Consider the following 23854-nt stretch of genomic DNA (forward strand, 5'->3'; position numbering starts at 1 on the left):
GGACCCGCTCCTCGGACGCCGGAGGGGCTGGATCGGGACCGGGGCGGAGCCGGGTGTTCTACTTCTCCGTTACGCCTGCCGAATCAAACGTCGCCACCTCGTGCATCGCGCGCGCCGCGCTCTGCACGATCGGGAGCGCCAACAGCGCACCGGTGCCCTCGCCCAGGCGGAGGTCGAGGTCGACCAGGGGGCGCAAGCCCAGTTTGTTGAGCGCGGCGACGTGGCCGGGCTCCGCGCTGCGGTGGCCCGCGATGCAGGCGGCCAGTGCCTCGGGGGCGATGGCGCGGGCGACCAGGGCGGCCGCGCCCGCGCTCACCCCGTCCAGGATCACCGGCGTACGCAGGGAGGCACCCCCGAGCAGGAAGCCCGCCATCGCCGCGTGCTCCAGGCCGCCCACCGCCGCGAGCACGCCGATCGGGTCGGCCGGGTCCGGCTGGTGCAGGTCGAGGGCCCGGCGTACGACGTCGACCTTGCGGGCGTGCATCTCGTCGTTGATGCCGGTCCCCCGGCCGGTCACCTCTGCCGCGTCGATCCCCGTGTAGACGCAGATCAGAGCGGCCGACGCGGTGGTGTTCGCGATGCCCATCTCGCCGGTGAGCAGCGCCTTGTTGCCCGCCGCCACCAGGTCCCTGGCCGTTTCGATGCCGACCTCGATCGCGGCCAGGACCTCTTCTCGGGTGAGCGCGGGGCCGGTCGTGAAGTCCGCCGTACCCGGGCGCACCTTGCGGGGCAGCAGACCGGGGGTCGCGGGCAGGTCCGTCGCCACGCCGACGTCCACGACGCAGACCTCCGCGCCGACCTGCGCCGCGAAGGCGTTGCAGACGGCTCCGCCGCCGAGGAAGTTCGCCACCATCTGGGCGGTGACCTCCTGCGGCCAGGCGGTGACCCCCTGGGCGTGCACCCCGTGGTCACCGGCGAAGATCGCGACGGCCGCGGGCTCCGGGATCGGCGGCGGGCACATCCGGGAGAGCCCGGACAGCTGCGCGGAGATGATCTCCAGCATGCCGAGCGCCCCGGCGGGCTTCGTCATCCGCTTCTGGCGTTCCCACGCCTCGCCGAGCGCCTTGGCGTCCAGCGGGCGGATCGCGGAGATCGTCTCCTGGAGCAGATCGTGCGGCTCGGCACCGGGCAGCGCGCGACGGCCGTACGTCTCCTCGTGGACGACCCAGGACAGCGGGCGGCGCTTCGACCAGCCCGCCTGCATCAGCTCGGGCTCCTCGGGGAACTCGTCGACGTAACCGACGCAGAGGTAGGCCACGACCTCCAGGTGTTCGGGCAGGCCCAGCGCGCGGACCATCTCCCGCTCGTCGAAGAAGCTGACCCATCCGACGCCGAGGCCCTCGGCGCGGGCCGCCAGCCACAGGTTCTCCACGGCCAGCGCCGAGGAGTACGGGGCCATCTGCGGCTGCGTGTGGCGGCCGAGGGTGTGGCGGCCGCCACGGGTCGGGTCCGCGGTCACGACGATGTTGACCGGGGTGTCGAGGATCGCCTCGATCTTCAGTTCCTTGAACTGCTTCGCCCGGCCCTTGGGCAGCGACTTGGCGTAGGCGTCGCGCTGGCTCTGGGCCAGTTCGTGCATGGAGCGGCGGGTCTCCGCCGAGCGGATGACGACGAAGTCCCACGGCTGCGAGTGGCCGACGCTCGGCGCGGTGTGCGCCGCCTCCAGCACCCGGAGCAGGACCTCGTGCGGAATCGGGTCGCTGCGGAAGCCGTTGCGGATGTCCCGGCGTTCGCGCATGACCCGCAGCACGGCTTCGCGCTCGGCGTCGTCGTAACCGGGGGCGGGCGGGGTGGCCGCCGGCTGCTCGGCGGGCTCCACGGCCTCCAGCGGCTCCGCCGGCTCCTCGGGCTGCGCTGCCGTCACCGGCTGCTGTTCCGCCTCGGCCTGCTGCGGTGCCTCCTCGAACCGCTGCGCCGCCTCGGCATGTGCCTCCTCGGCATGTGCCCGCGGCTGCGGCTCCGGAAGGAGCTCAGGCGTCTCGATGATCTCGGGGCCGGTGCCGTCCTCGGCGTCGGGCGCGACCACGGGGGCTGCCGCGGGCTCCGTCACCGCGGGCTCGGCCTCGGGGGCGGGAGTCGGGGCCGCTTCCCGCTCAGGCGCGTCGCCTCCGGCCGCTTCCTCCGCGACGGACTCGGCGGACTCGGCAGGCTGTTCCGCGACCGGCTCTTCCGCGGCGGGCTCCGGCTGTACGGGCTCGGGGGTGAGCGGCGCGGCCATCTGCTCGGGCTGTGCCACGGCGGGCTCCGGAGCCACGACCGCCTCAGGGCCCTCGGCCACCGCGGCGGCCGGTGCCGGCTCGACGGGCTGTTCCTGCTCGGGCTGTGGCACCTGCTCAGGCTCTATCACGGGCTCGGGCTGTGCCACCGGCTCGACGACGGGCTGGTCCTCCACGGGGGTTTGGGGTTCCGGGGCGGCGGCCTCCATCGGGGCAGCCTGTGCTTCGGGCTCCGGGGCCACGGCGACGACCTGCTGGGCCTCCACCGGCTCCACCGGCTCCACCGGCTCCGGCAGCTCCTGTGCGGTCGTCTCGTCGGCCGGGGCCTGGACGGGTGCTTCCGCCGGTTCGGCCGGGGCCTCCGGCTGTGCCGCTTCGGGCTCCGGTACGAGGACCGGCCCGGCGGGGGGCATCGCCACCGCGACCGGCTCGGGAACGACCGTTTCTGCCGGGGCGGCCTGCGGGGCCTGCTCGGGCAGCACATCGGCAGCGGGCTGCACCGGCTCGGCCGACTGCATCGGCTGGTGCGGTTGCTCGGCCGGGACGGCCGGGACGGCCGGGGCCGCCGGGGCGACCGGGGTCACCAGGACGTCCTCGGGGGCGGACACGGCCGCCTGCTCCGACTGCTGGACCGGCGGAGCCGGCTGCTCGGCCGGAACCGGCTGCTCCGCCACCGCCTCGGCGTGCTCGGCCTGCTCGGCCACCGCAGGCTCCGTCACCGGCTGCTCGGCCACGACAGCCTGCTCCGGCTCCGCGACGATCTGCTCCGGCTGCTGAACCGGCTCGGCAGCCGGCTGCTCGGCGGCAGGCACCGGCTCCGCCACGGGCTGCTCCGGCTGTGCCGCGCCCACGGGGCGCCGGCCTGCGGCGGGATCTCGCCCAGCTGCGGGCCCGGCAGGGTCGAGGGGTCCTCGGCCGGGATGCCGACATACTGGGGGCCGGTCGTCGGCGGGCCCGCGTGGCGGGCGGGCGGGGCGGTCCGCGTGGAACCGGCGGGGCCGCGGTCGGCCAGGGAGCGTACGACGCCGCCCTGCGTGCCGCCGCCGTACGACGGGGGGTCGGCGGCGGCCGGGCCCCGGTGCAGCGAGCGGCGGGCGGGGCGCCGTGCGCGCCCACCGGTGCGGGGGCGGGCGCCGGGACGCGTACGCCGTTGAGGTCCACGGAGCCGGAGTCGCGGCCACCGGTCTCGTGCGTGCTGGGCGTCTCCACGGCGGGGGCCGCCTGGACCTGCTGCGCGGGAACCTGCGGCTGGGGCTGCACCGGACCGTGGCCGGCCACGGGCGGCTGCGCCGTCGCCGTCTGCGCGAGGGGCTGGCCCTGCGCGGGGGCGGGGGCGGCCTGCGGGTCGCTCCAGGCACCCTGGGAGGTCGGCATCAGCAGGAGGTCGTCGTCCTCGGGGGTGTGCTCGGAGGGGTCGAGGAAGGCGGGCGCGTCCGGGGCGGGGATGCCCGGCTGCTCCACCATGCCTGCGTTCTCCGGCAGTCCCTCGCCCGGGATCTGGCCGGTGTCAGTCATGCGTACCCCTCGCCCATCGTCAGTGCTCCTTCGGCCCTTCGCCCGGGACGCCGAACCACGGCACGCCGGTGCTCGTCATCAAGAACGAGCGGGCTCGCCGCGCGGCACGAAACGCCCGCGGGCTTCCTATTCTCGCGGCCGATCGCCGCCGCGACAGGCAGTTCTGCCACGGCTCACTGTGGACTGCGCCACGTTGCGCGTCCCCCGGATTGCGCCGTACCACAATGCGGACCAAAACAGTCCACTTTTCCGGACATTGACGAAGGAAACGACGAACGCCCGGGCGCGGTACAACAATCGGCCAGCCTACCTCGCGTACCGGGCGTAACGGATCAGGGGGCGAGGTCCGAACGCCCCGCGGAGAGAAGGAACACCACGGACCTCTCCCGCTCGGTCCACACCTCGGTGTCCAGGTCGACGGACTGGAGCAGCGAGCATTCGACGGTGTAGCCGTTGCCGGTGAGGGCCGCGCCGAGCGCCTCGGCCTCGTCCCGGTTGGAGGCGTGGGTGACGATGCGTTCCGGCCGCCGGTCCACGACGGCCCGGACCACGGGGGCTCCCCCGCCGCCGATCCGTACGACGTCGGGTTCGGGCAGCCGTTCCAGGACGTGCGGGGCGCTGCCGCGGACGACCTGGACGGGGACGCCGAAGGCGCGGGCGGCTGCCTCGGTGCGGGCGCAGGCGGCCGGGTCGGCGTCCACGGCGAGGACCGCCGCGCCGAAGCGGGCCGCCTCGACGGCGAGGGCGCCGCTGCCGGAGCCGATGTCCCAGAGCAGGTCGCCGGTGCGGGGGCCGAGGCGGGCGAGCTGGGCGGCGCGCAGACCGGGGAACTCGCCCTCGCCGGACTCCTGCATGCGTTCGGCCCCGGCGGCCCGGTAGGCGCGGGCGGGCAGGGCCCAGCCGCGTATGCCCTGGGGGTAGGCGGGTTGGCGGCCGGCGATCCAGGCGCCCGCCGCGGTGGTCTCGGGTCCGCTGCCGATGACGATCACGACGTTGGGGTCGCGCCAGGCGTGGTCGGCCGCCTTGTCGGAGGTGAGGACGGTGACGCGTTCGCGGTCGGTGCCCAGCTCCTCGCAGATGACGAAGGTGCGGTGGATCCCGTCGAGCAGGAGGGCCAGTTCGGCGGGGCCCGCGCCCGGTGAGGTGAGGACGGCGACCTTGTGGTGGGCGCGGCAGACGTTGACCGCGCGGCGCAGGGTGCGGGGGTGGGCGACGACGATCTGGGCGTCGTCCCACGGCATACCGGCCCGGGCGAAGGCGGTGGCCACGGAGGAGACGGCGGGGACGACCTCGACCTCCAGGCCGTGTTCGCGGGCGCGCAGGGTGCGGACGACGCCGAAGAAGCCGGGGTCGCCGTCGGCGAGGACCACGGCGCTGCCGCGGTGTCCGGCGATTCTGCGGGCGGCGAGGTCGACGCTGCCGAGGCGGACGCGTTCGGCGTTCGGCGGCACTTCCGGCAGGGCGAGGTGGTGGGCGGCGCCGGCGACGAGCGTGGCGGCCGAGAGCGCGGCCGTGGCCGCTCCGGGCAGTGGCGAGCCGTCCCAGCCGATCACCGTGACCCGGTCGGCCATCGTCGTCTGTCTCCTGAGGTGTCGGAGGGGTGGGGCGTTCACCCGTGCGGTGCGGGGTGTTCCCTGCGGTGCGGGGCGCTCCCCTGCGGGTGCGGGGTGTTCCCCTGCGGTGCCGGATGCTCCCCTGCGGTGCGGGATGTTTCCCCTGCGGTGCCGGGCAGGGGTGAGAGTACCTGGTCCGGACCTTGGGCCCGCGGGTGGCCCCGGGGCGGGCCGCAGCGCTACTTCCAGTCGTTGTACGTGCCGTAACCGCCGGCGTCCGCGAGCTGTTCGGCGACCCCTTCGAGGTCCTCGGGGAGGAGTCCCCAGACGATCAGGTCGGTGCGGATGTCGGTCCAGCCGCCGTCGGTGCCGTTCTCGGTGCGGGTGCGGGCGATACGGGCGTTGCGCAGGACACCCTCGCTGATACAGCCGAGCTTCTGGGCGACCTGCTGGGAGGCGGTGTTGTCGGCGGGGGTGCGCAGCTCGATGCGCTCGAAGCCCTGGTCGCGGAAGAGCCATTCGGCTATGGCGAGGACGGATTCGGTGGCGTACCCCTCGCCGCGGGCCCAGGGGGCGGTGATGTAGCGGACCTCGGTGGAGCGGGTGCGCCAGTCGGTGGTGAGGAGGCGGACGCTGCCGACGAGCCGCTGGGTGAGGAATTCGGTGACGGCGAGGGCGATGCCGTGGCCGCCGGTGCGTTCGGCGGGGGCGATCCTGCGGACCCAGCGTTCGGCGTCGACCTGGGTGTACGGGTTCGGTCCGTCCATCCACGCGACGACCGCCTCGTCGTTCATCATCTCGATGTACGCGGGGATGTCAGCCATCTCGAAGGGGCGCATCACCAACCTGTCCGTGCTGATGGAGATGGACGGAAAGGTGGTAGTCATGCGCAGCTCCATGCCGAGGACCGGGTAAAAGCACAGCATGCAGCATCGGGTCCGCCTTGCGCATGGGCGGGTCGGCACGACGGAGCCCCGCGCCTCCGGGGAGGGAGGGGCGGGGCTCCTTCGGCAAGTGCCGGGCAGGCGTCAGGACTTGGCGGGGGCGCCGAAGGCCGGGACGATCGAGCCCTGGTAGGTGTCCTCGATGAACTTCTTGACCTCGTCGGAGTTGAGGAGCTTCGCGAGCTTCTCGACGCGCGGGTCCTTCTCGTTGCCGTCCTTGACCGCCAGGAAGTTGGCGTACGGGTTGCCCTCGGCCTTCTCCAGGGCGATGGAGTCCTTGCCGGGCTGCAGCTTGGCCTCGATGGCGTAGTTGCCGTTGATGACGGCTGCGTCCACGTCGTTCAGGGCGCGGGGCACGGTGGCGGCCTCCAGCTCCTTGAACTCCAGGCCCTTCTTGTCGGTGATGTCGCTCAGCTTGGCGCTGGTGCCGACGCCGTCCTTGAGGGTGATGAGGCCGTTCTCGGCGAGCAGCTGGAGGGCGCGGCCGCCGTTGGTGGTGTCGTTGGGGACGGCTATGGTCTGGCCGGCCTTGATGTCCTTGAGGTCCTTGACCTTGCTGGAGTAGAGGCCGAGCGGCTCCAGGTGGACGTCGACGACCGGGACGATGGTGGTCTTCTGCTTGGCGTTGAAGTCGTCCAGGTAGGGCTTGTGCTGGAAGAAGTTGGCGTCGACCTGGCCGTTCTGGGTGGCGGTGTTCGGCAGGACGTAGTCCGTGAACTCCTTGACCTCCAGCTTGAGGCCTTCCTTGTCCGCCAGGTTCTTCTTGACGAAGTTCAGGATGTCGGCGTGCGGCGTCGGGGACGCGGCGACGACGAGGGCCTTGGAGGTGTCGGCGTTCGCCCCGGTCTCGCTCTTGGACGCCGGGTCGGAGGACGTACCGCAGGCGCTGAGGCCGATGGCGAGGGCGGCGGTGGCGGCGGCAGCCGCGGTGATCTTGATGTTCTTGCGCACGAAAAGTGCCTCTTTCTTGTGGTGGTGCGCCCGGACAAGGAGTTCGGGCTCGGTGGGGCCGGAAAGTTCTGGGGGGCGGGGCCTCAGGAGGCGGTGCGGCCGCGGCGGGCCAGCAGCCGGACGGTGAGGTCGCCGATCAGCTGGATCACGGTGACGATGACGATCAGCAGCGCGACGGTGATCAGCATGAACTGGTTGTCGAAGCGCTGGAATCCGTAGGTGACGGCCTTCGAGCCGAGCCCTTCGCCGCCGACCGCACCGGCCATCGCGGAGTAGCCGATGAGCACGATGAGGGTGGTGGTGACGCCCGAGACGAGGGAGGGCAGGGCCTGCGGGAGGAGCACCTTGCGGACGATCGTGGGGATGGAGCCGCCCATCGACTGGACCGCTTCGACGAGCCCGTGGTCGACCTCGCGGATCGCCGTCTCGACGAGCCGGGCGAAGAACGGGATGGCGCCGACGGCGAGCGGCACGATCATCGCGGTGGGGCCGATGAAGGTGCCGACGACCCAGGTGGTGAAGGGGATCAGAGCGATCAGCAGGATGATGAAGGGCAGCGAGCGGCCGATGTTCACGACCACGCCGATGACCTTGTTCACCACGGTGTTCTGGAGCAGTCCGCCCTTGTCGGTGAGGACCAGCAGAACACCGAGCGGCAGCCCGCCGGCGACGGTGACCAGGGCGGACCACAGCACCATGTAGAGGGTGTCGTAGGTGCCCTGGGTCAGCAGGGGCTGCATTTCGGACCAGGTCACTTGACGACCTCCTTGGTGATCGCGGCGGGCGTCTGCTCCGGTACGAGGGGGGCGCCGGCGGTCGCGGCGCTCTCGCCGTCGACGACCTCGGCCTGGAGGCCCTGCTCACGGAGGAAGCCGATGGGGACGACGTTCTCCTCGAACCGGCCGGGCAGTTCGATGCGCATCCGGCCGATCTGCTTGCCGCCGACGGTGTCCATCGCGGCGCCGAGGATCGAGATGTCGATGTTGTACGTCCGCGAGAGCTGGGAGATGACCGGCTGGGAGGCCGACTCCCCCTGGAAGGTGACGTCGACGACCGTGCGGTCCGGGCCGGAGGCGGTCCCGCCGACCGGGAACAGCTCCTCGGCCAGTTCGGAGCCGGGGGTGGCGAGGAGTTCGCCGACGGTCCCGGACTCGACGATCCGGCCGCGCCGCATGAGCGCGGCGGAGTCGCAGATGGTCTTGACGACGTCCATCTCGTGGGTGATGAGCAGGACGGTGAGGCCGAGCTGCTGGTTGAGGTCGCGCAGCAGCTGGAGGATGGAGCGGGTGGTCTCGGGGTCGAGCGCGGAGGTCGCCTCGTCGGAGAGCAGCACCTGGGGGTCGCCCGCGAGGGCGCGGGCTATGCCCACGCGCTGCTTCTGGCCGCCGGAGAGCTGTCCGGGGTAGGACTTCGCCTTGTCGGCGAGGCCGACCAGGTCCAGCAGCTCCCTGGCCTTGCGGGTGCGTGCCTGGCCGGAGACGCCGAGGATCTCCAGCGGCAGTTCGATGTTGTCCAGGACGGTGCGGGAGTCCAGCAGGTTGAAGTGCTGGAAGACCATGCCGATGCGGGTGCGCGCCCGGCGCAGCTCGGCGCTCGCTCGCCGGCCGCGGCCGGCGAGGGCGGTGAGGTCCTGGCCGGCGACCGTGACGGTGCCGGAGGTGGGGCGTTCCAGGAGGTTGACGCAGCGGATGAGGGAGGACTTGCCGGCGCCGCTCTGTCCGATGACGCCGTACACCTCGCCTTCGCGGACGTGCAGGTCGACGCCGTCGAGTGCGGTGACCTCGCGGTCGCGCGACTGGTAGACCTTCGTGAGGCCCGTCGTGGTGATCACAGGGGGTTTCCGTCACTGTCGAGTGCGCGGCGCGGTGTCCGCCGGGCACGGGGCATTCGTCGAGGAGACTGTTCGGGCTGGTGGGCCGGGTGATGTCTCGGCATGGCTCGGGCGGCGATCGGCCGGGGGCGGCACATGCGCGGGCAGGCTCGTTCCAGGGACTGCGAACGGCACAGGCTCGGTCTCGCTTCGGGGCGCGAGGCTCAGGCGGGGGCCCTCAGAAGGCGCGCATTCGACACATACAACGAGCACCGGGCGTGCTGATCGCCTCGGTCGCAAGGGTGCGGCTGCTCGTCGTGGTCATGGGCCAAGTAAAACAGACGTGAGGTCGCGATGATCCCGACTGTCCGCATAGCGGACAGTGCTGGATGGCCGGACGTCCACCTTCCGCTTTCACCGTCCATCTCCTCTCACGCGCCCTTGACCTGCGGAAACGGGCGGAACTCGCGGGTACGTACGGTGGCGCCCGCCCCGTCGGGGAGCGGAACCTCGCCCGCCGGTTGTGTTCAAGGCCACCCCTGCGCGGCCGGGGCGGCAGCCGCCCGTGCGGGGGCCGGGGCCGCACGCGGGCGGGCGTTCCGTCCGTAATACCCTCGACTCATGCTTGACGCCCTGACGGTCGCGGTCGCCGTGACCGCGCTCGCCCTCGCCGCCTGGTGCGGACATGCCGCCTACCGGGACCAGCCGACGAAGGACTGGCATTTCATCGGGATGGCGGTCGTCTCCGTGCTGGCGCTGGCCCAGTTGGTGGTCGGCGTCGTGCAGCTGGCGCGCGGGGAGCGGCCGGAGCAGGGGATGGCGGTGTTCATCGCCTATCTGATCGGTTCGTTCGCCGCCGTGCCCGCGGCCGGATTCCTGTCGTTGACCGAGCGGACCCGCTGGGGCTCGGTCACGGTAGCGGCGGGCGCGGTGGTGCTGGCGGTTCTGGAGGTCCGGCTCTATGACATCTGGGGAAACTGACGTGAGCGACACCGACCGCCCCGAGGCGACCGCGCCCCCGAAGCCGGCGTTCGAGCTGGGCACCGGGCCCGGCCGGGTCCTGGTCTGGTTCTACGGGGTGTTCACGGTCGCGGCGGCCTCACGCTCGATCGTCCAGATGATCATGGACTTCGACCGGGCGCCGCTGGCGTACGTGCTCTCGGCCGTGGCGGCCGTGGTGTACGGCTTCATCACGTACTCGCTGGTGCGCGGCGGGGAGAGGGCCCGCAGGGCGGCGCTGGTGTGCTGCGCGGCGGAGCTGCTGGGCGTGCTGGTCGTCGGCGCGTGGACGCTGGCCGAGCCGGCCGCGTTCCCGGACGCGACGGTGTGGTCGGACTTCGGGATGGGTTACCTCTTCATCCCGGTGATCCTGCCGGTCACCGGGATGATCTGGCTGCGCCGCGCGAAGACGGTGGCGGTCTGAGGCCTGCGGCTCCGCCCGGCCCGATCCGCCCGGCCTCGCGCGGCGCCCCTCAGGCGCTGGCCACGAAGTCCCGCTCGGCGGCGTCCTTCTCCAGCAGGACCATCCGTACGCCGTCGGCTCCGGTGACGGCCCCGACCTGGGCGTATCCGGCCTTCCGGTAGAGCCGCAGATTGCTCTCGCTGCGGTGGCCGCTGTGCAGCCGGAAGCGGGTCGCCGACCGCTCGGTGGTCAGGGCCGACTCGGCGGCCAGCAGCAGCCGGGCGCCGAGGCCGTGGCCCTGGAGCCGGGGGTGGACGCAGAGCTTCCCGATCAGGCCCGTGCCGTCGGGATCGGTGAATCCCCGGACCGCGCCGACGACTTCGTCCCCGAGCCGGGCCACGAACACCAGGTCGTCGGCGACTTCCGCGCGCAGTGAGTCGAGGCTCTGGACGAGCGGGTCGATCCGGTAGTTGTCGTACAGCTCGGCCTCGCGCTGGAAGCAGAGGTACTGAAGTCTGAAGATCTGCTCGACGTCCTGTGCCGTCGCCGCCGAGATGGTCACGCTCATGCCCATGTGTGCACGCCTCCCGCTCACCTGTCCGCCGGTTGCCTACCGCTCCCTATCCCCGCACGGATGGGGCGACAACCTCCGCAGCCAGCATTCTGCGCAGACATCCAAGGCAACGGGAACGGATCGGGCCCAAACTCCCCTGTGACATACCCAACTCCCCTGCGATTTCCCGGTAGGTCGGGTCGCCGGGGTCGAGTAACGCCTCCAGCAGCCGGGGGCAGCGTCCGGGCAGTCTGGCCATCGCGGAGCGCAGCGCCCGGCGTTCGGCGGCTCCGAGCGCGGCGCGTTCCGGGCAACCGGCGGGCCCGGCGGCGGGTTCCGTGCCGGCGTACGGGCGTTCCCGCCGGGCCGTGCGGCGGGCTCGGCGGGCCTCCGCCCGTACGGTGTCGCGGACCCAGCGGGCGGCATCGGCGGGCGGTCCGGCGGCGGCCGGGCGCTCCAGGAGCCGCACCCAGACGCTCTGTTCGAGATCGGCGGGATCGACCCCGGCCGCCGGGGCCTCGGCCCTCGCCTCCGCGCGCACCAGGGGTTGCAGGGCGCCGACGAGAGCGGTGGAGGAGGAAGGACCGCGGTCATGGTCGAGAAGCGTCATGCCCCGGCGGACGTGCCGGTGGGGGCGGCCGGTTGCTCCGGTTGCGCCGCACCACCCGACCGGGGCATGCGCGGGCGTACGGCTGACGGCGCGCCTCGCGCACGGGAGGCGCGCCGCCCCGCCCCCGGTCAGCGTCCCGCGTGGTCCGCGGCGGCGAGCAGGGCCGTGTCCGGGTGGTCGGCGAAGATGCCGTCGATGCCGGTGGCGAAGTAGGCCGCGCAGGCGCCGAACACGTCCCCGTAGGCGTTGGGGTCGGTGCCGCGCCGGAAGTCGGCGGGCAGGAAGCTGTTCTCGTTGCGCAACGTGTACGGGTGCAGGAGCAGGCCCTTGGCATGCGCGTCCCGCACCAGCGTCGTCGGGGTGGTGAGCCGCCCCGAGGCGTCCTTGGGGATGATCAGGTCGAGGGTGGGGCCGATGCCCTGGGCGAAGGAGGCCAGCCACTTCAGCCCGGCGGGCTTCACCAGATCGGCGACCGTGCGCGGGTCGCCCGACTCGACGAAGTCCCAGGGTCGCGACTTCGGGCCGGACAGCAACACGATGCGCGGAGTGTCGACGAGGCGCGCGAGGCGCTGGACCGAGGTCGGCTCGAAGGACTGAAGGATGAGCGCGGAGTTCTTGCCGTCACGGCCGTACCGGCGCAGCAGCCGGGCGAGCGGCTCCTCCGGGCCGAGGCCGAGCTTGCGGAAGTAGGTGGGGTGCTTGGTCTCGACGTACAGCCAGACGGGCGCACCGCGCTTGCGGCCCTCCTTGTCGGCCCAGCGCAGGACCTCCTCGAAGGTGGGAATCGTCCACCGGCCGTTGTAGAGGGTGTTGTCGGGGCGGTTGCCCGGGATGCGTTCCGTGGCCCGCAGGGTCTTGAGCTCGGCGAGGGTGAAGTCCTCGGTGAACCAGCCGGTGTAGGAGACGCCGTCCATGCTCTTGGTGGCCTTGCGGTCGGCGAACTCGGGGTGGTCGGCGACGTCGGTGGTGCCGGTGATGTCGTTCTCGTGACGGCAGACGAGATGGCCGTCCTTGGTCGGCACGAGGTCCTGCTCGACGATGTGCGCGCCCAGGTCGAGGGCCAGCTGGTAGGAGCCGAGGGTGTGCTCGGGGCGGTAGCCGCTGGCCCCGCGGTGGCCGATCACCGTCGGCACGGGCAGATCGCGCAGCGACCCGTGGCCGCCCCCTCCGTGGCCGCGGCCCCGCTCGGCGGCCTGGGCGGCGGCGGGCAGGCCGAGGGCCGCGGTGCCGAGGACCGCGGCGCCCAGCAGGGTCCGTCGGCCGGGGGTCTTCCGCGCACGCTCCGTCATGAATGCTCCTCGCTTGGTGATGTCCGGGACCGGTCGAGCGAGGCCCGATCGTAGGCTGGGAGACGTAACCGAGGACGGACCTTCGGCCAACGTGGCGGAAACACATGTCAACACCGCGTATCCGCTCCGTGAACCCGATGTGCGATCAGCGCATACCCGCGAGTATCGTCCTCACCTGCACCGACCATCATCCGTCGGCACCGGCCACCGCCCGGGGGACCCGTTCCCTCGCGGCCGGCCCGGCCACGACACCGGAGGAACCGTTGTCCCGTCTCACGGTCATCAAGGCAGTGCTCGGACCGATTCTGCGCCTGATGTTCCGCCCCCAGGTGGAGGGCGCCGAGAACATTCCCGGGACCGGTCCGGTGATCCTCGCGGGCAACCACCTGACGTTCATCGACTCGATGGTCATGCCGATCTGCGTCGACCGGCCGGTGTTCTACATCGGCAAGGACGAGTACGTCACGGGCAAGGGGCTCAAGGGCCGGCTGATGGCCTGGTTCTTCACCGGCTGCGGCATGATCCCGGTGGACCGGGACGGCGGCCGGGGCGGCGTCGCGGCGCTGATGACGGGCCGCCGGGTGCTGGAGGAGGGGCAGGCCTTCGCGATCTACCCCGAGGGCACCCGCTCCCCCGACGGCCGGCTCTACCGGGGCCGTACGGGCATCGCGCGGCTGACGCTGATGACGGGCGCGCCGGTGATCCCGTTCGCGATGATCGGGACGGACAAGCTCCAGCCGGGCGGCGCGGGCCTGCCCCGGCCGGGCAAGGTCACGGTGCGCTTCGGTGAGCCGATGGAGTTCTCGCGGTACGAGGGCATGGACCGCGACCGCTATGTGCTGCGGGCGGTGACCGACTCGGTGATGGCCGAGGTGATGCGGCTGTCCGGCCAGGAGTACGTGGACATGTACGCGACGAAGGCGAAGGCGGCCTGATTCCGTAGGCCGCGTGGACCCGGGAAGGGCCCGCAGCCGGTTCGCGGCGGGCCCTTCGTCGTACGGCCTTCGTCGTACGCCTACGGGTGCTCGACGCCGTCCTCCAGCTTCTGGCCCCGCAGCAGGAACCAGGCGGCGACCGCCGCCGCCAGCAGGACCGCCGCGCCGACGCCCGCGGCCGACCGCAGCCCGTCGACGAACGCCTCCTGGGCCGCCGAGACCAGCGGGCCCGCCTGGGCCGCGGGCAGCGCCGCGGCCGACTCGACCGCTCCGCCCAGGGACTCGTGGGCGGCCGCCTCGACGTCGGCGGGGATGCCGGCCGGGGTCGGGAAGCCCCGGTAGACGCCGGTGACGATGGAGCCGAGGAGAGCGATGCCGAGAGCCGCGCCCAGTTCGTACGCGGTCTCGGAGACGGCGGACGCGGAGCCCGCCTGCTCCTTCGGGACGCTGGAGAGGATCACGTCGGCGGTGACGGTGAACGAGAAGCCCGCGCCGACGCCGACGACCAGCAGCATGGCGCCGAGCAGCGGATAGTCGGTGTGCTGGTCGAGCAGGGTCACACTGCCCAGGGCGAGACCGACCGCCGCCAGGCCGCCCGAGACGACGGAGCGGACCGAGAAGCGGCGGGCGGCGAATCCGGCCAGCAGACCGGCGGTCACCGCGCCGATCGCGGCGGGCAGTTCGGCGAGCCCGGCCTCCAGCGGCCCGCGGCCCTGCACCAGTTGGAGGAACTGCGAGAGGAAGAAGACCAGGCCCGAGAGGCCGAGGATGGTCAGCAGGTCGGCGAGGACCGCACCGGAGAAGCCCCGGTGGTGGAAGAGCCGCATGTCCAGCAGGGGCGCGGGCAGCCGCAGTTGCCTGCGGACGAACCAGGTCAGCGCGGCGACGCCGACGACGGCGGCCACCGCCGAGTCCCAGCCGAGTCCGTGCGAGGCCGTCTCCTTGATGGCGTACACGACACCGATCATGCCGACCAGGGAGAGCCCGACGCTGAGCATGTCCCACGGGCCGGGCGCCGGGTTCTTGGACTCGGGGATCAGCTTGATGCCGACGACCACGAGGACGGCCATCACGGGCAGGTTGATGAGGAAGACCGAGCCCCACCAGAAGTGTTCGAGCAGGAATCCGCCGACGACCGGGCCGACTGCCGCGCCCGCCGATGCCATGGCGCCCCAGATCCCGATGGCGAGGCTGCGCTCGCGCGGGTCGTGGAAGAGGTTGCGGATGAGGGCGAGCGTGGACGGCATCAGGGTCGCGCCCGCGACACCGAGGAGCGCCCGGGCCACGATCATCATCTCGGGCGTGGTCGCGTACGCGTTGAGCACGGAGACCGCACCGAACGCCACGGCACCGACCAGCAGCAGCTTCTTGCGGCCGATGCGGTCGCCGAGGCTGCCCATCGAGACGAGCAGGCCGGCGATGACGAAGGAGTAGACGTCACCGATCCAGAGGAGCTGGGTGCCGGTGGGCTTCAGGTCCTCGCTGAGGAACGGGGTGGCGAGACCGAGGACGGTGGCGTCCACGGCCACCAGCAGCACGGCGAGGACGAGGACCGCGAGCGCGATCCACCGCCCTGGACGGCGTGCCTCGTCCGTGGTGTCCGGGTTCTTCTCGGTGCTGATCATTGCTCCACGCTCCGGCGTGCTCCGCCGAGCAGCAGCTCGACGATCATGTACTGGAAATCCTGTGCGGCGACCCGGCCCGCCTGGATGGACCAGGCTCCGGTGCCGACGAGCCCGTAGAGGGCCTCGGTCAGCCAGGCGGGGGTGAGGTCGATACGGAACTCGCCGCGTTCCTGGCCCCGGCGGAAGAAGGCGGAGACCCGGGCGTCGGCCCGGTTCCAGCCCTCGTTGACCTCGTCGCCCTCGAAGAGCTGGTTCTCGTTGACGAGGAAGGACATCAGCCCGGCGCTGGGCTCGACGGCCGCGATGAGACGGCGCAGCCCCTCCTCCGAGGTGCCCTCGTGGAGCCGGGCGGCATCCAGGGCCGCCTCGAACTCCTGGAGGCCGAGGTTCTCCAGCGCCTTCACCAGGGCGTCGCGCCCGGCGAAGTGGCGGTGGAGGGTGGCCCGCCCGATGCCCGCCGCCTTGGCGACCTCGTCCATGGTGGCGGTCGATTTACGGGTCAGCAGAGCGGCGGCGCTGCGCAGCACCTGCTCACGGTCGAGTGTCATGAGACGACCATAACCCATGTGAGACATTCACGTCTCACCAGAGGGCGTGCGGGCTCACAGCGGGGGCAGACAGGGCGCGGCGGGGCGGGGCCGGGAAACAAAAAAGTGGCCGGAGGAAGAACCTCTCCTGGCCACTCTCAACTTATAGCGCATGGGGGGCCTTGCGGCAAGGCCCCCATATGCCACAGAATCGTCCGCCGTAGCCGGGACGGGACGCCGCCCCCGTAAGCACCGCAGATCGGAACTGACGACGTGACATCCCTGACCACCAGCGCGTTCGACCTCCCCGACCGGCTCTCCCCGAAGGCCGACCCGGCGCTGATCGCCGAGGACGAGCAGCACTTCGCGGCCATCGCCCACTGCTTGGACCGGTCGATCGCCGAGCTGACCGAACGGCTCGCGGCCGAGCGCCGCGCGCCCGGCGGGGCGAGCCGGGCGGCGATGGACCGGGACGTGGAGATCCACCGGCTGACCGCCCGGCTGCGCACCCTGCGCCGGTTCGGTCTCGACCTGTGTCTCGGGCGCATGGTCCCCGCCGACGGCTCCGGTCCGCTGTACGTGGGACGGCTCGGCCTCACCGACAGCACGGGCCGCCGGCTGCTGGTCGACTGGCGCTCACCGGCCGCAGAGCCGTTCTTCGGGGCCACCCACGGCGACCCGATGGGCCTGGTGAGCCGCCGCCGCTACCGGTGGGCCGGCGGCCGGGTCGGCGACTACTGGGACGAGGTGTTCGCCCCGGAGGGGCTGGCCGGGCATGCCGCGCTGGACGACCGGTCCGCGTTCATCGCCACTCTGGGCTCCACCCGGTCGGCCCGGATGCGCGATGTGCTGGGCACCATCCAGGCCGACCAGGACGCCGTCATCCGTGCGGGTTCCCGGGGCGCGCTCGTCGTCGACGGCGGGCCCGGCACGGGGAAGACCGTCGTCGCCCTGCACCGCGCCGCCTATCTGCTGTACGCCGACCCGCGCCTCGGCCCCCGTCGCGGCGGGGTGCTGTTCGTCGGGCCCAACGAGCCCTACCTCGGGTACGTCGCCGATGTCCTGCCGAGCCTCGGTGAGGAAGGGGTCCGGACGTGCACCCTGCGGGACCTGGTCGCCGAGGGGGCGGCGGCGGTGCCCGAGACCGATCCTGAAGTGGCACGGCTGAAGGCGTCGGCGGATCTGGTGAAGGCGGTCGAGCCGGCCGTCCGGTTCTACGAGGAGCCGCCCGCCGAGGGCGTACGGGTGGAGACGCACTGGTCGGACATCTGGCTGAGCGCCGCCGACTGGGCCTCGGCGTTCGGGGCGCCGGATCCGGGCACCCCGCACAACGAGGCGCGCGACCAGGTCTGGGAGGAGCTGCTCACGATCCTGGTGGACAAGCACGACGGCGACGCCCCGGCGGAGCACGTGCGCGCCTCACTGCGGCAGAACCGGGAGCTGTTCGCCCTCTTCGACCGCGCCTGGCCGCTGGTCGAGGCGGCCGACCTGGTCGGCGACCTCTGGTCCGTACCCGCCTATCTGCGTAAGTGCGCCCCCTGGCTGACCGCCGATGAGGTCCGGCGGCTGCGGCGGGCGGACACGCGGGCCTGGACGGAGTCCGACCTGCCGATCCTGGACGCGGCACGGCAGCGGCTCGGCGATCCGGAGGCGTCCCGGCGCCGGCGCCGCCAGGAGGCGGCGGCCGCCGCCGAGCGGGAGCAGATGGACCGGGTCGTCGACAGTCTGCTCGCCGACGAGACGCTGGCCGACGCGGACGCGGACGGCGAGGGGGCGCTGGTGATGCTGCGCGGGGAGGACCTGCGGGAGTCCCTGGCCACCGCCGGCCGGCCGAGCGGGGTGGAACCGGATGTGCCGGCCGGGCCGTTCGCGCACATCGTCGTGGACGAGGCCCAGGAACTGACCGACGCCCAGTGGCAGATGCTGATCCGGCGCTGCCCGTCCCGCAGCTTCACCGTCGTCGGGGACCGGGCACAGGCCCGCCACGGCTTCCCCGAGACCTGGCAGGAGCGTCTTGAGCGGGTCGGTCTCGACCGGATCACCCTGACCTCGCTGACCGTCAACTACCGCACGCCGGAGGAGATCATGGCGGAGGCGGCGCCGGTGATCCGGGCCGCCCTCCCGGACGCCAATGTGCCGGTCTCCGTCCGCAGCAGCGGTCTCCCGGTCTCCCACGGCCGCGCCGAGGACCTGGACACGGTCGTCGGCGACTGGCTCGCCGCGCACGAGGACGGAACCGCCTGTGTCATCGGCGCGCCGGGCTTCCGGGCGACGGCCCGGGTGCGGTCGCTGACGCCGGAGCTGTCGAAGGGGCTGGAGTTCGACCTGGTCGTGCTGGTCGACCCGGAGACGTTCGGCGATGGCGTCCGGGGCGCGGTGGACCGGTACGTGGCGATGACCCGGGCGACCCGGGAACTCGTGATCCTGACCGGTTCCTGAGGCCGCCCGGCCGGGTCGGCGGGGTGGCGGGGCAGGCCGCCCGGCCGGTCCGGGGTCAGTGCCAGGGCAGCCCGGCGCGGTGCCGCCAGTACGCCTCCGGCTCCTCGACCAGGGCGTCGAGACTCGCCCGCTGCTCGTCGTCCAGGTCGACGACGGCGGCGTGCAGATTGCCGGAGAGCTGGCCGACCGTGGCGGCGCCGGAGAGCACGACACCCGCCCAGGGCTGGTGCAGGACGAGCGCGAGGGCGACCGCGTCGCCGCCCACGCCCGCGTCGGCGGCGATCTCCTGGAACACGGCCGGGGCCTCGTCCCCGGCGAGCCGCCCGTTGGCCATGCCCTCCTTGACGATGACGGTGAGCCCGGCGTCGTGGGCCTCGGCGAGCGCGGGGGCGGCCGAGGTCTCCAGGGCGTTGTAGGTGGCCTGGACCGTACGGAAGAGGGGTTCGCCGTCGACCGTGACGGCGAGGGCCGCCCGGATCGCGTCGGCCTGGGCGGGCCCGCTGGTGGAGAGGCCGACGGTGACGCCGTCGGAGGCCAGGGCGGCGAGCCGGTCCAGCAGTTCCTTGTCCGTGAGCGCCGGGCTGTCCGGGGTGACGGAGTGGACCTGGTAGAGGCTGAGCCGGTCGCCGAGGAGATCGCGGGTCTCGGCGTACTGGCGCTCGAAGGTGGCGAGGCTGTGGTCCTTGACCTCGTGCTCCTCGGCCTCGACGCTCCAGTCGGCGGTGTAGGTGTAGCCCCATTTGGAGCCGACGACGAGGTCGGTGAACGAGGGCCGCGCGTCCAGCCACTCGGCGAGGAACTCCTCGGCACGGCCGTAGGAGCGGGCGGTGTCGACGTACCGCACCCCCTGCGCGTAGGCGGCGTCCAGGAGTTCGTGGGTGCGGGCGCGCAGGGCGTCGGGGTCGCGGTCGGCGGGCAGGTCGCGGTCCCGGTGGAGGTTGATGTAGCCGGGCCTCCCGACGGCGGCCAGGCCGAGTCCGATGTGGGCGGTCGGGGTCGTCGCGGCGGCCAGGGCGGCGAAGGGCATCGCGGGCTCCTCGGGGTCGGGTTTCGGTTACTCCTACCCCGGTGAACGTAGCTCGCGACACCCTTCGTGGACCTCTTGCGACACCGCCATCACCTGCGCCGACCGGGCCCCGCTCCCCTTACTGGCGGGCGGTCGCCCACGCGTGCTGGGCGGCCAGGTCCTCCTTCACCTCGGCGAGCTGCACGGCGACGGCGGCCGGGGCGGTGCCGCCCCGGCCGTCGCGGGAGGCGAGGGCGCCCCGCACGTTGAGGACCGTGCGGACCTCGGGGGTGAGGTGCTCGGAGATCGTGGCGAACTGCTCGTCGGTGAGCTGGTCCAGTTCGATGCCGTGCCGCTCGCACTCCTTGACGCAGGCGCCGGCCACCTCGTGCGCCACCCGGAAGGGGACGCCCTGCTTGACCAGCCACTCCGCGATGTCGGTGGCGAGCGAGAAGCCCGCCGGGGCCAGCTCCTCCATGCGCTCGCGGTTGACGGTGAGGGTGGCCATCATGCCGGTGAAGGCGGGCAGCAGGACTTCCAGCTGGTCGCAGGAGTCGAAGACGGGCTCCTTGTCCTCCTGGAGGTCCCGGTTGTAGGCCAGCGGGAGCGCCTTGAGCGTGGCGAGGAGGCCGGTCAGATTGCCGATGAGCCGGCCGGACTTGCCCCGGGCCAGCTCCGCGATGTCCGGGTTCTTCTTCTGCGGCATGATCGAGGAGCCGGTGGAGAAGGCGTCGTGGAGGGTGACGAAGGAGAACTCCTTCGTGTTCCAGATGATGACCTCCTCCGCGATCCGGGAGAGGTTGACGCCGATCATCGCGGTGATGAAGGCGAACTCGGCGACGAAGTCCCGCGAGGCGGTGCCGTCGATGGAGTTGGCGACCGAACCGTGCTCGAAGCCGAGGTCGGCGGCGACCGCCTGCGGGTCGAGCCCGAGCGAGGATCCGGCGAGCGCCCCGGAGCCGTACGGGGAGACGGCGGTGCGCTCGTCCCACTGGCGCAGCCGTTCGGCGTCCCGGGACAGGGACTGGACGTGGGCGAGCACATGGTGGGCGAAGAGGACGGGCTGGGCGTGCTGGAGGTGGGTCCGGCCCGGCATGGCGACGTCCGCGTTGGCCTCGGCGAGACCGACCAGCGCACTCTGGAGGTCGGCGATGAGGCCGCCGATGGTCCGGGCGTGGTCGCGCAGGTACATCCGGAAGAGCGTGGCGATCTGGTCGTTCCGGGACCGGCCGGCCCGGAGCTTGCCGCCGAGGTCGGGGCCGAGGCGCTCCAGGAGTCCGCGCTCCAGGGCGGTGTGGACGTCTTCGTCGGCGATGGTGCCGGTGAAGGAGCCGTCGGCGACATCGGCTTCGAGCTGGTCCAGCCCGGCGAGCATCCGGGTCAGCTCGTCCTCGGTGAGCAGGCCCGCTTTGTTCAGGACGCGGGCGTGGGCGCGGGAGCCGGCGATGTCGTACGGGGCGAGCCGCCAGTCGAAGTGGACGGAGGCGGACAGCTTGGCCAGCGCCTCGGCCGGCCCGTCGGCGAAACGCGCGCCCCAGAGCCGGACGTCACCGTTGTTGCTGCTCACTGCGTGCTCCTCAGATACGAAGGCCCAGGCAAAGACATAAGCGAAGGCAGGGTGCGGATATGCGGCCGCCTCCCTGCCACGTGACGACGGGGAGGCGGCTGTACAACGAGAGGCGGGCGGGCGGGGTTCGCGTCGGGCTATGCCTGCAGATCCCGCTTCGCCGCGATCTTCGAGGAGAGGCCGAAGATCTCGATGAAGCCCTGCGCCTTGGACTGGTCGAAGGTGTCGCCCGAGTCGTAGGTGGCGAGGTTGAAGTCGTACAGCGACTCCTCGGACTTCCGGCCGGTGACGACGGCCCGGCCGCCGTGCAGGGTCATCCGGATGTCACCGGTGACGTGCTGGTTGGCCTCGTTGATGAAGCCGTCCAGGGCCCGCTTCAGCGGGGAGAACCACAGGCCGTCGTAGACCATCTCGCCCCACCGCTGCTCGACCTGCCGCTTGTAGCGGGCCAGCTCGCGCTCGACGGTGACGTTCTCCAGCTCCTGGTGGGCGGTGATCAGCGCGATCGCGCCGGGCGCCTCGTAGACCTCACGGGACTTGATGCCCACGAGCCGGTCCTCGACCATGTCGATCCGGCCGATGCCCTGGGCGCCCGCCCGTTCGTTGAGCTGCTGGATCGCCTGGAGGACGGTGACGGGACGGCCGTCGATGGCTACGGGCACGCCCTCCTTGAAGGAGATGACGACCTCGTCGGCCTCGCGCTGGGAGGCGGGGTTGGAGGTGTACTCGTAGATGTCCTCGATCGGCGCGTTCCAGATGTCCTCCAGGAAGCCCGTCTCGACGGCCCGTCCGAAGACGTTCTGGTCGATGGAGTACGGGGACTTCTTGGTGGTCGCGATCGGGAGGTTCTTCTCCTCGCAGAAGGCGATCGCCTTGTCCCGGGTCATCGCGTAGTCCCGGACCGGGGCGATGCACTTGAGGTCGGGGCCGAGCGCGGAGATCCCGGCCTCGAACCGGACCTGGTCGTTGCCCTTGCCGGTGCAGCCGTGGGCGACGATCCCGGCGTCGTGCTTGCGGGCGGCGGCGACGAGGTGCTTGACGATGGTCGGCCGGGAGAGGGCCGAGACCAGCGGGTAGCGGTCCATGTAGAGGGCGTTGGCCTTGATCGCGGGGAGGCAGTACTCCTCGGCGAACTCGTCCTTGGCGTCCGCGACCTCGGCTTCGACGGCACCGCAGGCGAGCGCGCGCTTGCGGATGACGTCCAGGTCCTCGCCGCCCTGGCCGACGTCCACGGCAACGGCGATGACCTCGGCGCCCGTCTCCTCGGCGATCCAGCCGATGGCGACGGAGGTGTCCAGGCCGCCCGAGTAGGCGAGTACGACGCGCTCGGTCACGGGTTTCTCCTTACGGTGCAATCACTGATGGGTATAACTATGCGGTCCTCCGTATTGTTTGTCAAAGCGGCAGGTCAGAGCGGTGCTCTTGACCGTCTGGCGGGAAAATATCGGCGCTTCCGGTCGGGAAGGACCTCGCATCGGCCGCTGCCGGCGGCGGTGCGCCAGAGGCGCCCGGACCCCGGGTACCGGTGACGTCCCGCCCGGGTACGCCGCCTGGTCCGTACCGGCCGTGCGTCGGGGGCGGTCCGCTGGGCCGTACGGAGCAGGTCCGGTGGGGCGTCGCCCGTGGCCGCCGTACGGTCCGGAGCATGCGCAGATCACTGGTGACCGCCGCCGTACTCCTCGCCCTGGCCGGCTCCCTCGGGGCCGCGCCCGCCGACGCCTCCGACGTACCGCCCCTGCCGGACCGGCTGGCGGACACGGGCGGTGGTTCGCAGCTGATCACGGCCGAGGCCCCCGACACCGGCTCGACCACCGGAACGGTCACCTGGTGGGAGCGGCGCGGGGGCCGGTGGGCGGAGGCCGGATCCGCGCCCGCGCGGTTCGGGGCGAACGGCCTGGCCGAGGGGGCGACCCGGGAGCAGGGCACCAGCACCACACCGACCGGGCTGTACGACCTGCCGTACGCCTTCGGCATCGAGGACGCCCCGGCGGGGACGACGTATCCGTACCGGAAGGTGAACGAGGACTCCTGGTGGTGCCAGGACAACGACTCGGTCGCGTACAACCGCTGGGTGGAACCGCGGCCCTCGCACTGCCGGGCGGCGGAGGCCGAGCACCTGGTCTCCTACGGCACGCAGTACGCGCGGGCGCTGGTGATCGGCTTCAACTACGAGCAACCGGTGCTGGGCCGGGGCGCGGGGATCTTTCTGCATGTGAACGGGCGCGGGGCGACGGCGGGCTGTGTGTCCGTGCCCGCCGACGCCATGGCGGAGATCCTGGCGTGGGCGGACCCGGAACGGCGGCCGCACATCGCGGTCGGGACCACCTCGGGCCCGACCGCGATCACGCGCTACTAGTGAAAGAGCTCAGCGGTCGTTCTGAGCGAGCCTCAGCAGATGGTCGGCGAGCGCCTGACCGCCGTTCGGGTCGCGGCTGATGAGCATCAGCGTGTCGTCGCCCGCGATCGTGCCGAGGATGTCGTGCAGTTCGGCCTGGTCGATGGCCGAGGCGAGGAACTGGGCCGCTCCCGGTGGCGTACGGAGCACCACCAGGTTGGCCGAGGCCTCGGCCGAGATGAGCAGTTCGGCCGAGAGCCGGCGCATCCGCTCCTCCTTGGCCGAGCCGCCCAGCGGGGCCTGCGGGGTGCGGAATCCGCCCTCGCTGGGCACCGCGTAGATCAGCTCGCCGCCGGTGTTGCGGATCTTCACCGCGCCCAGCTCGTCCAGGTCGCGCGAGAGCGTCGCCTGGGTGACGCTCAGCCCGTCGTCGGCGAGGAGCTTGGCCAGCTGACTCTGCGAGCGGACCGGCTGCCGGTTCAGGATGTCCACGATCCGGCGGTGGCGGGCGGTGCGGGTCTGCGGCACGGACGGCCCGCCGTGCTCGGATTCCTGCGCCTCGGTCATCGTCGTCGCC

Annotated in this window: 20 protein-coding genes; 5 read left to right on the forward strand and 15 right to left on the reverse strand. The window is 72.3% G+C overall.

Going from position 1 to position 23854, the window contains the following annotated elements; translation table 11 throughout:
* Positions 1-58 precede the first annotated feature (58 nt).
* The 6 genes from cobT to CCZ36_RS04455 all read right to left on the reverse strand — a co-directional run bounded on the left by cobT (position 59) and on the right by CCZ36_RS04455 (position 9010).
* Entirely contained in the window at positions 59-2329 is a 2271-nt protein-coding gene (gene cobT / locus CCZ36_RS36655) for a nicotinate-nucleotide--dimethylbenzimidazole phosphoribosyltransferase (protein WP_335755840.1), read from the reverse strand.
* A 1734-nt stretch (positions 2330-4063) separates the two neighbouring features.
* Entirely contained in the window at positions 4064-5302 is a 1239-nt protein-coding gene (gene cbiE / locus CCZ36_RS04435) for a precorrin-6y C5,15-methyltransferase (decarboxylating) subunit CbiE (RefSeq protein WP_069744372.1), read from the reverse strand.
* A 221-nt stretch (positions 5303-5523) separates the two neighbouring features.
* Complete coding sequence (locus tag CCZ36_RS04440; RefSeq protein ID WP_069739872.1) at positions 5524-6210, reverse strand: GNAT family N-acetyltransferase; 687 nt, start codon at positions 6208-6210, stop codon at positions 5524-5526.
* Positions 6211-6312: 102 nt separating this feature from the next.
* Entirely contained in the window at positions 6313-7179 is an 867-nt protein-coding gene (locus CCZ36_RS04445) for a MetQ/NlpA family ABC transporter substrate-binding protein (protein WP_128817060.1), read from the reverse strand.
* A gap of 83 nt (positions 7180-7262) precedes the next feature.
* Entirely contained in the window at positions 7263-7934 is a 672-nt protein-coding gene (locus CCZ36_RS04450) for a methionine ABC transporter permease (RefSeq protein ID WP_069739870.1), read from the reverse strand.
* On the reverse strand, positions 7931-9010 hold the full coding sequence (locus CCZ36_RS04455) for a methionine ABC transporter ATP-binding protein (protein WP_069739869.1): 1080 nt from the start codon (positions 9008-9010) through the stop codon (positions 7931-7933). Before CCZ36_RS04455 ends, CCZ36_RS04450 begins: the two co-directional genes overlap by 4 nt.
* A 600-nt stretch (positions 9011-9610) precedes the next feature.
* Here CCZ36_RS04455 and CCZ36_RS04460 point away from each other — a divergent pair.
* Both CCZ36_RS04460 and CCZ36_RS04465 read left to right on the forward strand, forming a co-directional pair.
* Positions 9611-9970 carry a hypothetical protein gene (locus tag CCZ36_RS04460; protein ID WP_003970287.1) on the forward strand — a complete coding sequence of 120 codons (360 nt, stop codon included), beginning with the start codon at positions 9611-9613 and terminating at the stop codon, positions 9968-9970.
* A gap of 1 nt (position 9971) precedes the next feature.
* Positions 9972-10412, forward strand: coding sequence for a hypothetical protein (locus tag CCZ36_RS04465; RefSeq protein ID WP_128817061.1), 441 nt, complete (start codon positions 9972-9974; stop codon positions 10410-10412).
* A gap of 49 nt (positions 10413-10461) precedes the next feature.
* Here the strand turns inward: CCZ36_RS04465 and CCZ36_RS04470 are convergent, their stop codons facing one another.
* From CCZ36_RS04470 to CCZ36_RS04480, 3 genes are all read right to left on the reverse strand, one after another.
* Positions 10462-10965, reverse strand: a complete 504-nt coding sequence (locus CCZ36_RS04470) for a GNAT family N-acetyltransferase (RefSeq protein WP_069739867.1) — start codon at positions 10963-10965, stop codon at positions 10462-10464.
* A gap of 46 nt (positions 10966-11011) precedes the next feature.
* The gene (locus CCZ36_RS04475) at positions 11012-11554 is read right to left on the reverse strand and encodes a sigma-70 family RNA polymerase sigma factor (protein ID WP_069739866.1); all 543 of its coding nucleotides are present in this window, start codon (positions 11552-11554) and stop codon (positions 11012-11014) included.
* 128 nt (positions 11555-11682) lie between these two features.
* Positions 11683-12843: a glycerophosphodiester phosphodiesterase gene (locus tag CCZ36_RS04480; protein ID WP_128817062.1), complete on the reverse strand. Its 1161-nt coding sequence runs from the start codon at positions 12841-12843 to the stop codon at positions 11683-11685.
* 263 nt (positions 12844-13106) lie between these two features.
* Here CCZ36_RS04480 and CCZ36_RS04485 point away from each other — a divergent pair, with 263 nt between their 5' ends.
* Positions 13107-13778, forward strand: coding sequence for a lysophospholipid acyltransferase family protein (locus CCZ36_RS04485; RefSeq protein WP_006123280.1), 672 nt, complete (start codon positions 13107-13109; stop codon positions 13776-13778).
* An 80-nt stretch (positions 13779-13858) separates the two neighbouring features.
* Here the strand turns inward: CCZ36_RS04485 and CCZ36_RS04490 are convergent, their stop codons facing one another.
* Together CCZ36_RS04490 and CCZ36_RS04495 are read right to left on the reverse strand one after the other, a co-directional pair.
* A complete protein-coding gene (locus CCZ36_RS04490; protein ID WP_069739864.1) occupies positions 13859-15403 on the reverse strand; it encodes an MFS transporter in 1545 nt (514 codons plus the stop codon).
* On the reverse strand, positions 15400-15951 hold the full coding sequence (locus CCZ36_RS04495) for a TetR/AcrR family transcriptional regulator (RefSeq protein WP_069739863.1): 552 nt from the start codon (positions 15949-15951) through the stop codon (positions 15400-15402). Before CCZ36_RS04495 ends, CCZ36_RS04490 begins: the two co-directional genes overlap by 4 nt.
* 252 nt (positions 15952-16203) lie before the next feature.
* Here CCZ36_RS04495 and helR point away from each other — a divergent pair, with 252 nt between their 5' ends.
* Positions 16204-18369 (forward strand): RNA polymerase recycling motor ATPase HelR, encoded by a 2166-nt coding sequence (gene helR, locus CCZ36_RS04500; protein ID WP_128817063.1) that lies wholly within the window; start codon positions 16204-16206, stop codon positions 18367-18369.
* A gap of 55 nt (positions 18370-18424) precedes the next feature.
* Here helR and CCZ36_RS04505 read toward each other — a convergent pair whose 3' ends face one another.
* From CCZ36_RS04505 to CCZ36_RS04515, 3 genes are all read right to left on the reverse strand, one after another.
* Positions 18425-19396, reverse strand: a complete 972-nt coding sequence (locus CCZ36_RS04505; protein ID WP_069744378.1) for an aldo/keto reductase — start codon at positions 19394-19396, stop codon at positions 18425-18427.
* Between the two features lie 118 nt (positions 19397-19514).
* A complete protein-coding gene (argH, locus tag CCZ36_RS04510) occupies positions 19515-20942 on the reverse strand; it encodes an argininosuccinate lyase (RefSeq protein ID WP_069739860.1) in 1428 nt (475 codons plus the stop codon).
* 137 nt (positions 20943-21079) lie between these two features.
* Positions 21080-22276 carry an argininosuccinate synthase gene (locus CCZ36_RS04515; RefSeq protein ID WP_069739859.1) on the reverse strand — a complete coding sequence of 399 codons (1197 nt, stop codon included), beginning with the start codon at positions 22274-22276 and terminating at the stop codon, positions 21080-21082.
* A 311-nt stretch (positions 22277-22587) separates the two neighbouring features.
* Between CCZ36_RS04515 and CCZ36_RS04520 the strand changes: the two genes are divergently transcribed.
* A complete protein-coding gene (locus CCZ36_RS04520; RefSeq protein WP_128817064.1) occupies positions 22588-23298 on the forward strand; it encodes a L,D-transpeptidase family protein in 711 nt (236 codons plus the stop codon).
* A gap of 9 nt (positions 23299-23307) precedes the next feature.
* Here CCZ36_RS04520 and CCZ36_RS04525 read toward each other — a convergent pair whose 3' ends face one another.
* A complete protein-coding gene (locus CCZ36_RS04525) occupies positions 23308-23844 on the reverse strand; it encodes an arginine repressor (RefSeq protein ID WP_006123291.1) in 537 nt (178 codons plus the stop codon).
* Between the last annotated feature and the right edge of the window lie 10 nt (positions 23845-23854).

This window comes from Streptomyces sp. S063 (assembly GCF_002832675.1).
GTDB lineage: Bacteria > Actinomycetota > Actinomycetes > Streptomycetales > Streptomycetaceae > Streptomyces > Streptomyces sindenensis.

Coding starts and splice junctions, on each gene's coding strand:
- CCZ36_RS04505 (WP_069744378.1), bottom strand. CDS start 19,396: ATGCCCTTCGCCGCCCTGGCCGCCGCGACGACCCCGACCGCCCACATC.
- CCZ36_RS04470 (WP_069739867.1), bottom strand. CDS start 10,965: ATGGGCATGAGCGTGACCATCTCGGCGGCGACGGCACAGGACGTCGAG.
- CCZ36_RS04480 (WP_128817062.1), bottom strand. CDS start 12,843: ATGACGGAGCGTGCGCGGAAGACCCCCGGCCGACGGACCCTGCTGGGC.
- CCZ36_RS04475 (WP_069739866.1), bottom strand. CDS start 11,554: ATGACGCTTCTCGACCATGACCGCGGTCCTTCCTCCTCCACCGCTCTC.
- CCZ36_RS04520 (WP_128817064.1), top strand. CDS start 22,588: ATGCGCAGATCACTGGTGACCGCCGCCGTACTCCTCGCCCTGGCCGGC.
- CCZ36_RS04495 (WP_069739863.1), bottom strand. CDS start 15,951: ATGACACTCGACCGTGAGCAGGTGCTGCGCAGCGCCGCCGCTCTGCTG.
- CCZ36_RS04525 (WP_006123291.1), bottom strand. CDS start 23,844: ATGACCGAGGCGCAGGAATCCGAGCACGGCGGGCCGTCCGTGCCGCAG.
- CCZ36_RS04440 (WP_069739872.1), bottom strand. CDS start 6,210: ATGCTGTGCTTTTACCCGGTCCTCGGCATGGAGCTGCGCATGACTACC.
- CCZ36_RS04490 (WP_069739864.1), bottom strand. CDS start 15,403: ATGATCAGCACCGAGAAGAACCCGGACACCACGGACGAGGCACGCCGT.
- CCZ36_RS04460 (WP_003970287.1), top strand. CDS start 9,611: ATGCTTGACGCCCTGACGGTCGCGGTCGCCGTGACCGCGCTCGCCCTC.
- cbiE (WP_069744372.1), bottom strand. CDS start 5,302: ATGGCCGACCGGGTCACGGTGATCGGCTGGGACGGCTCGCCACTGCCC.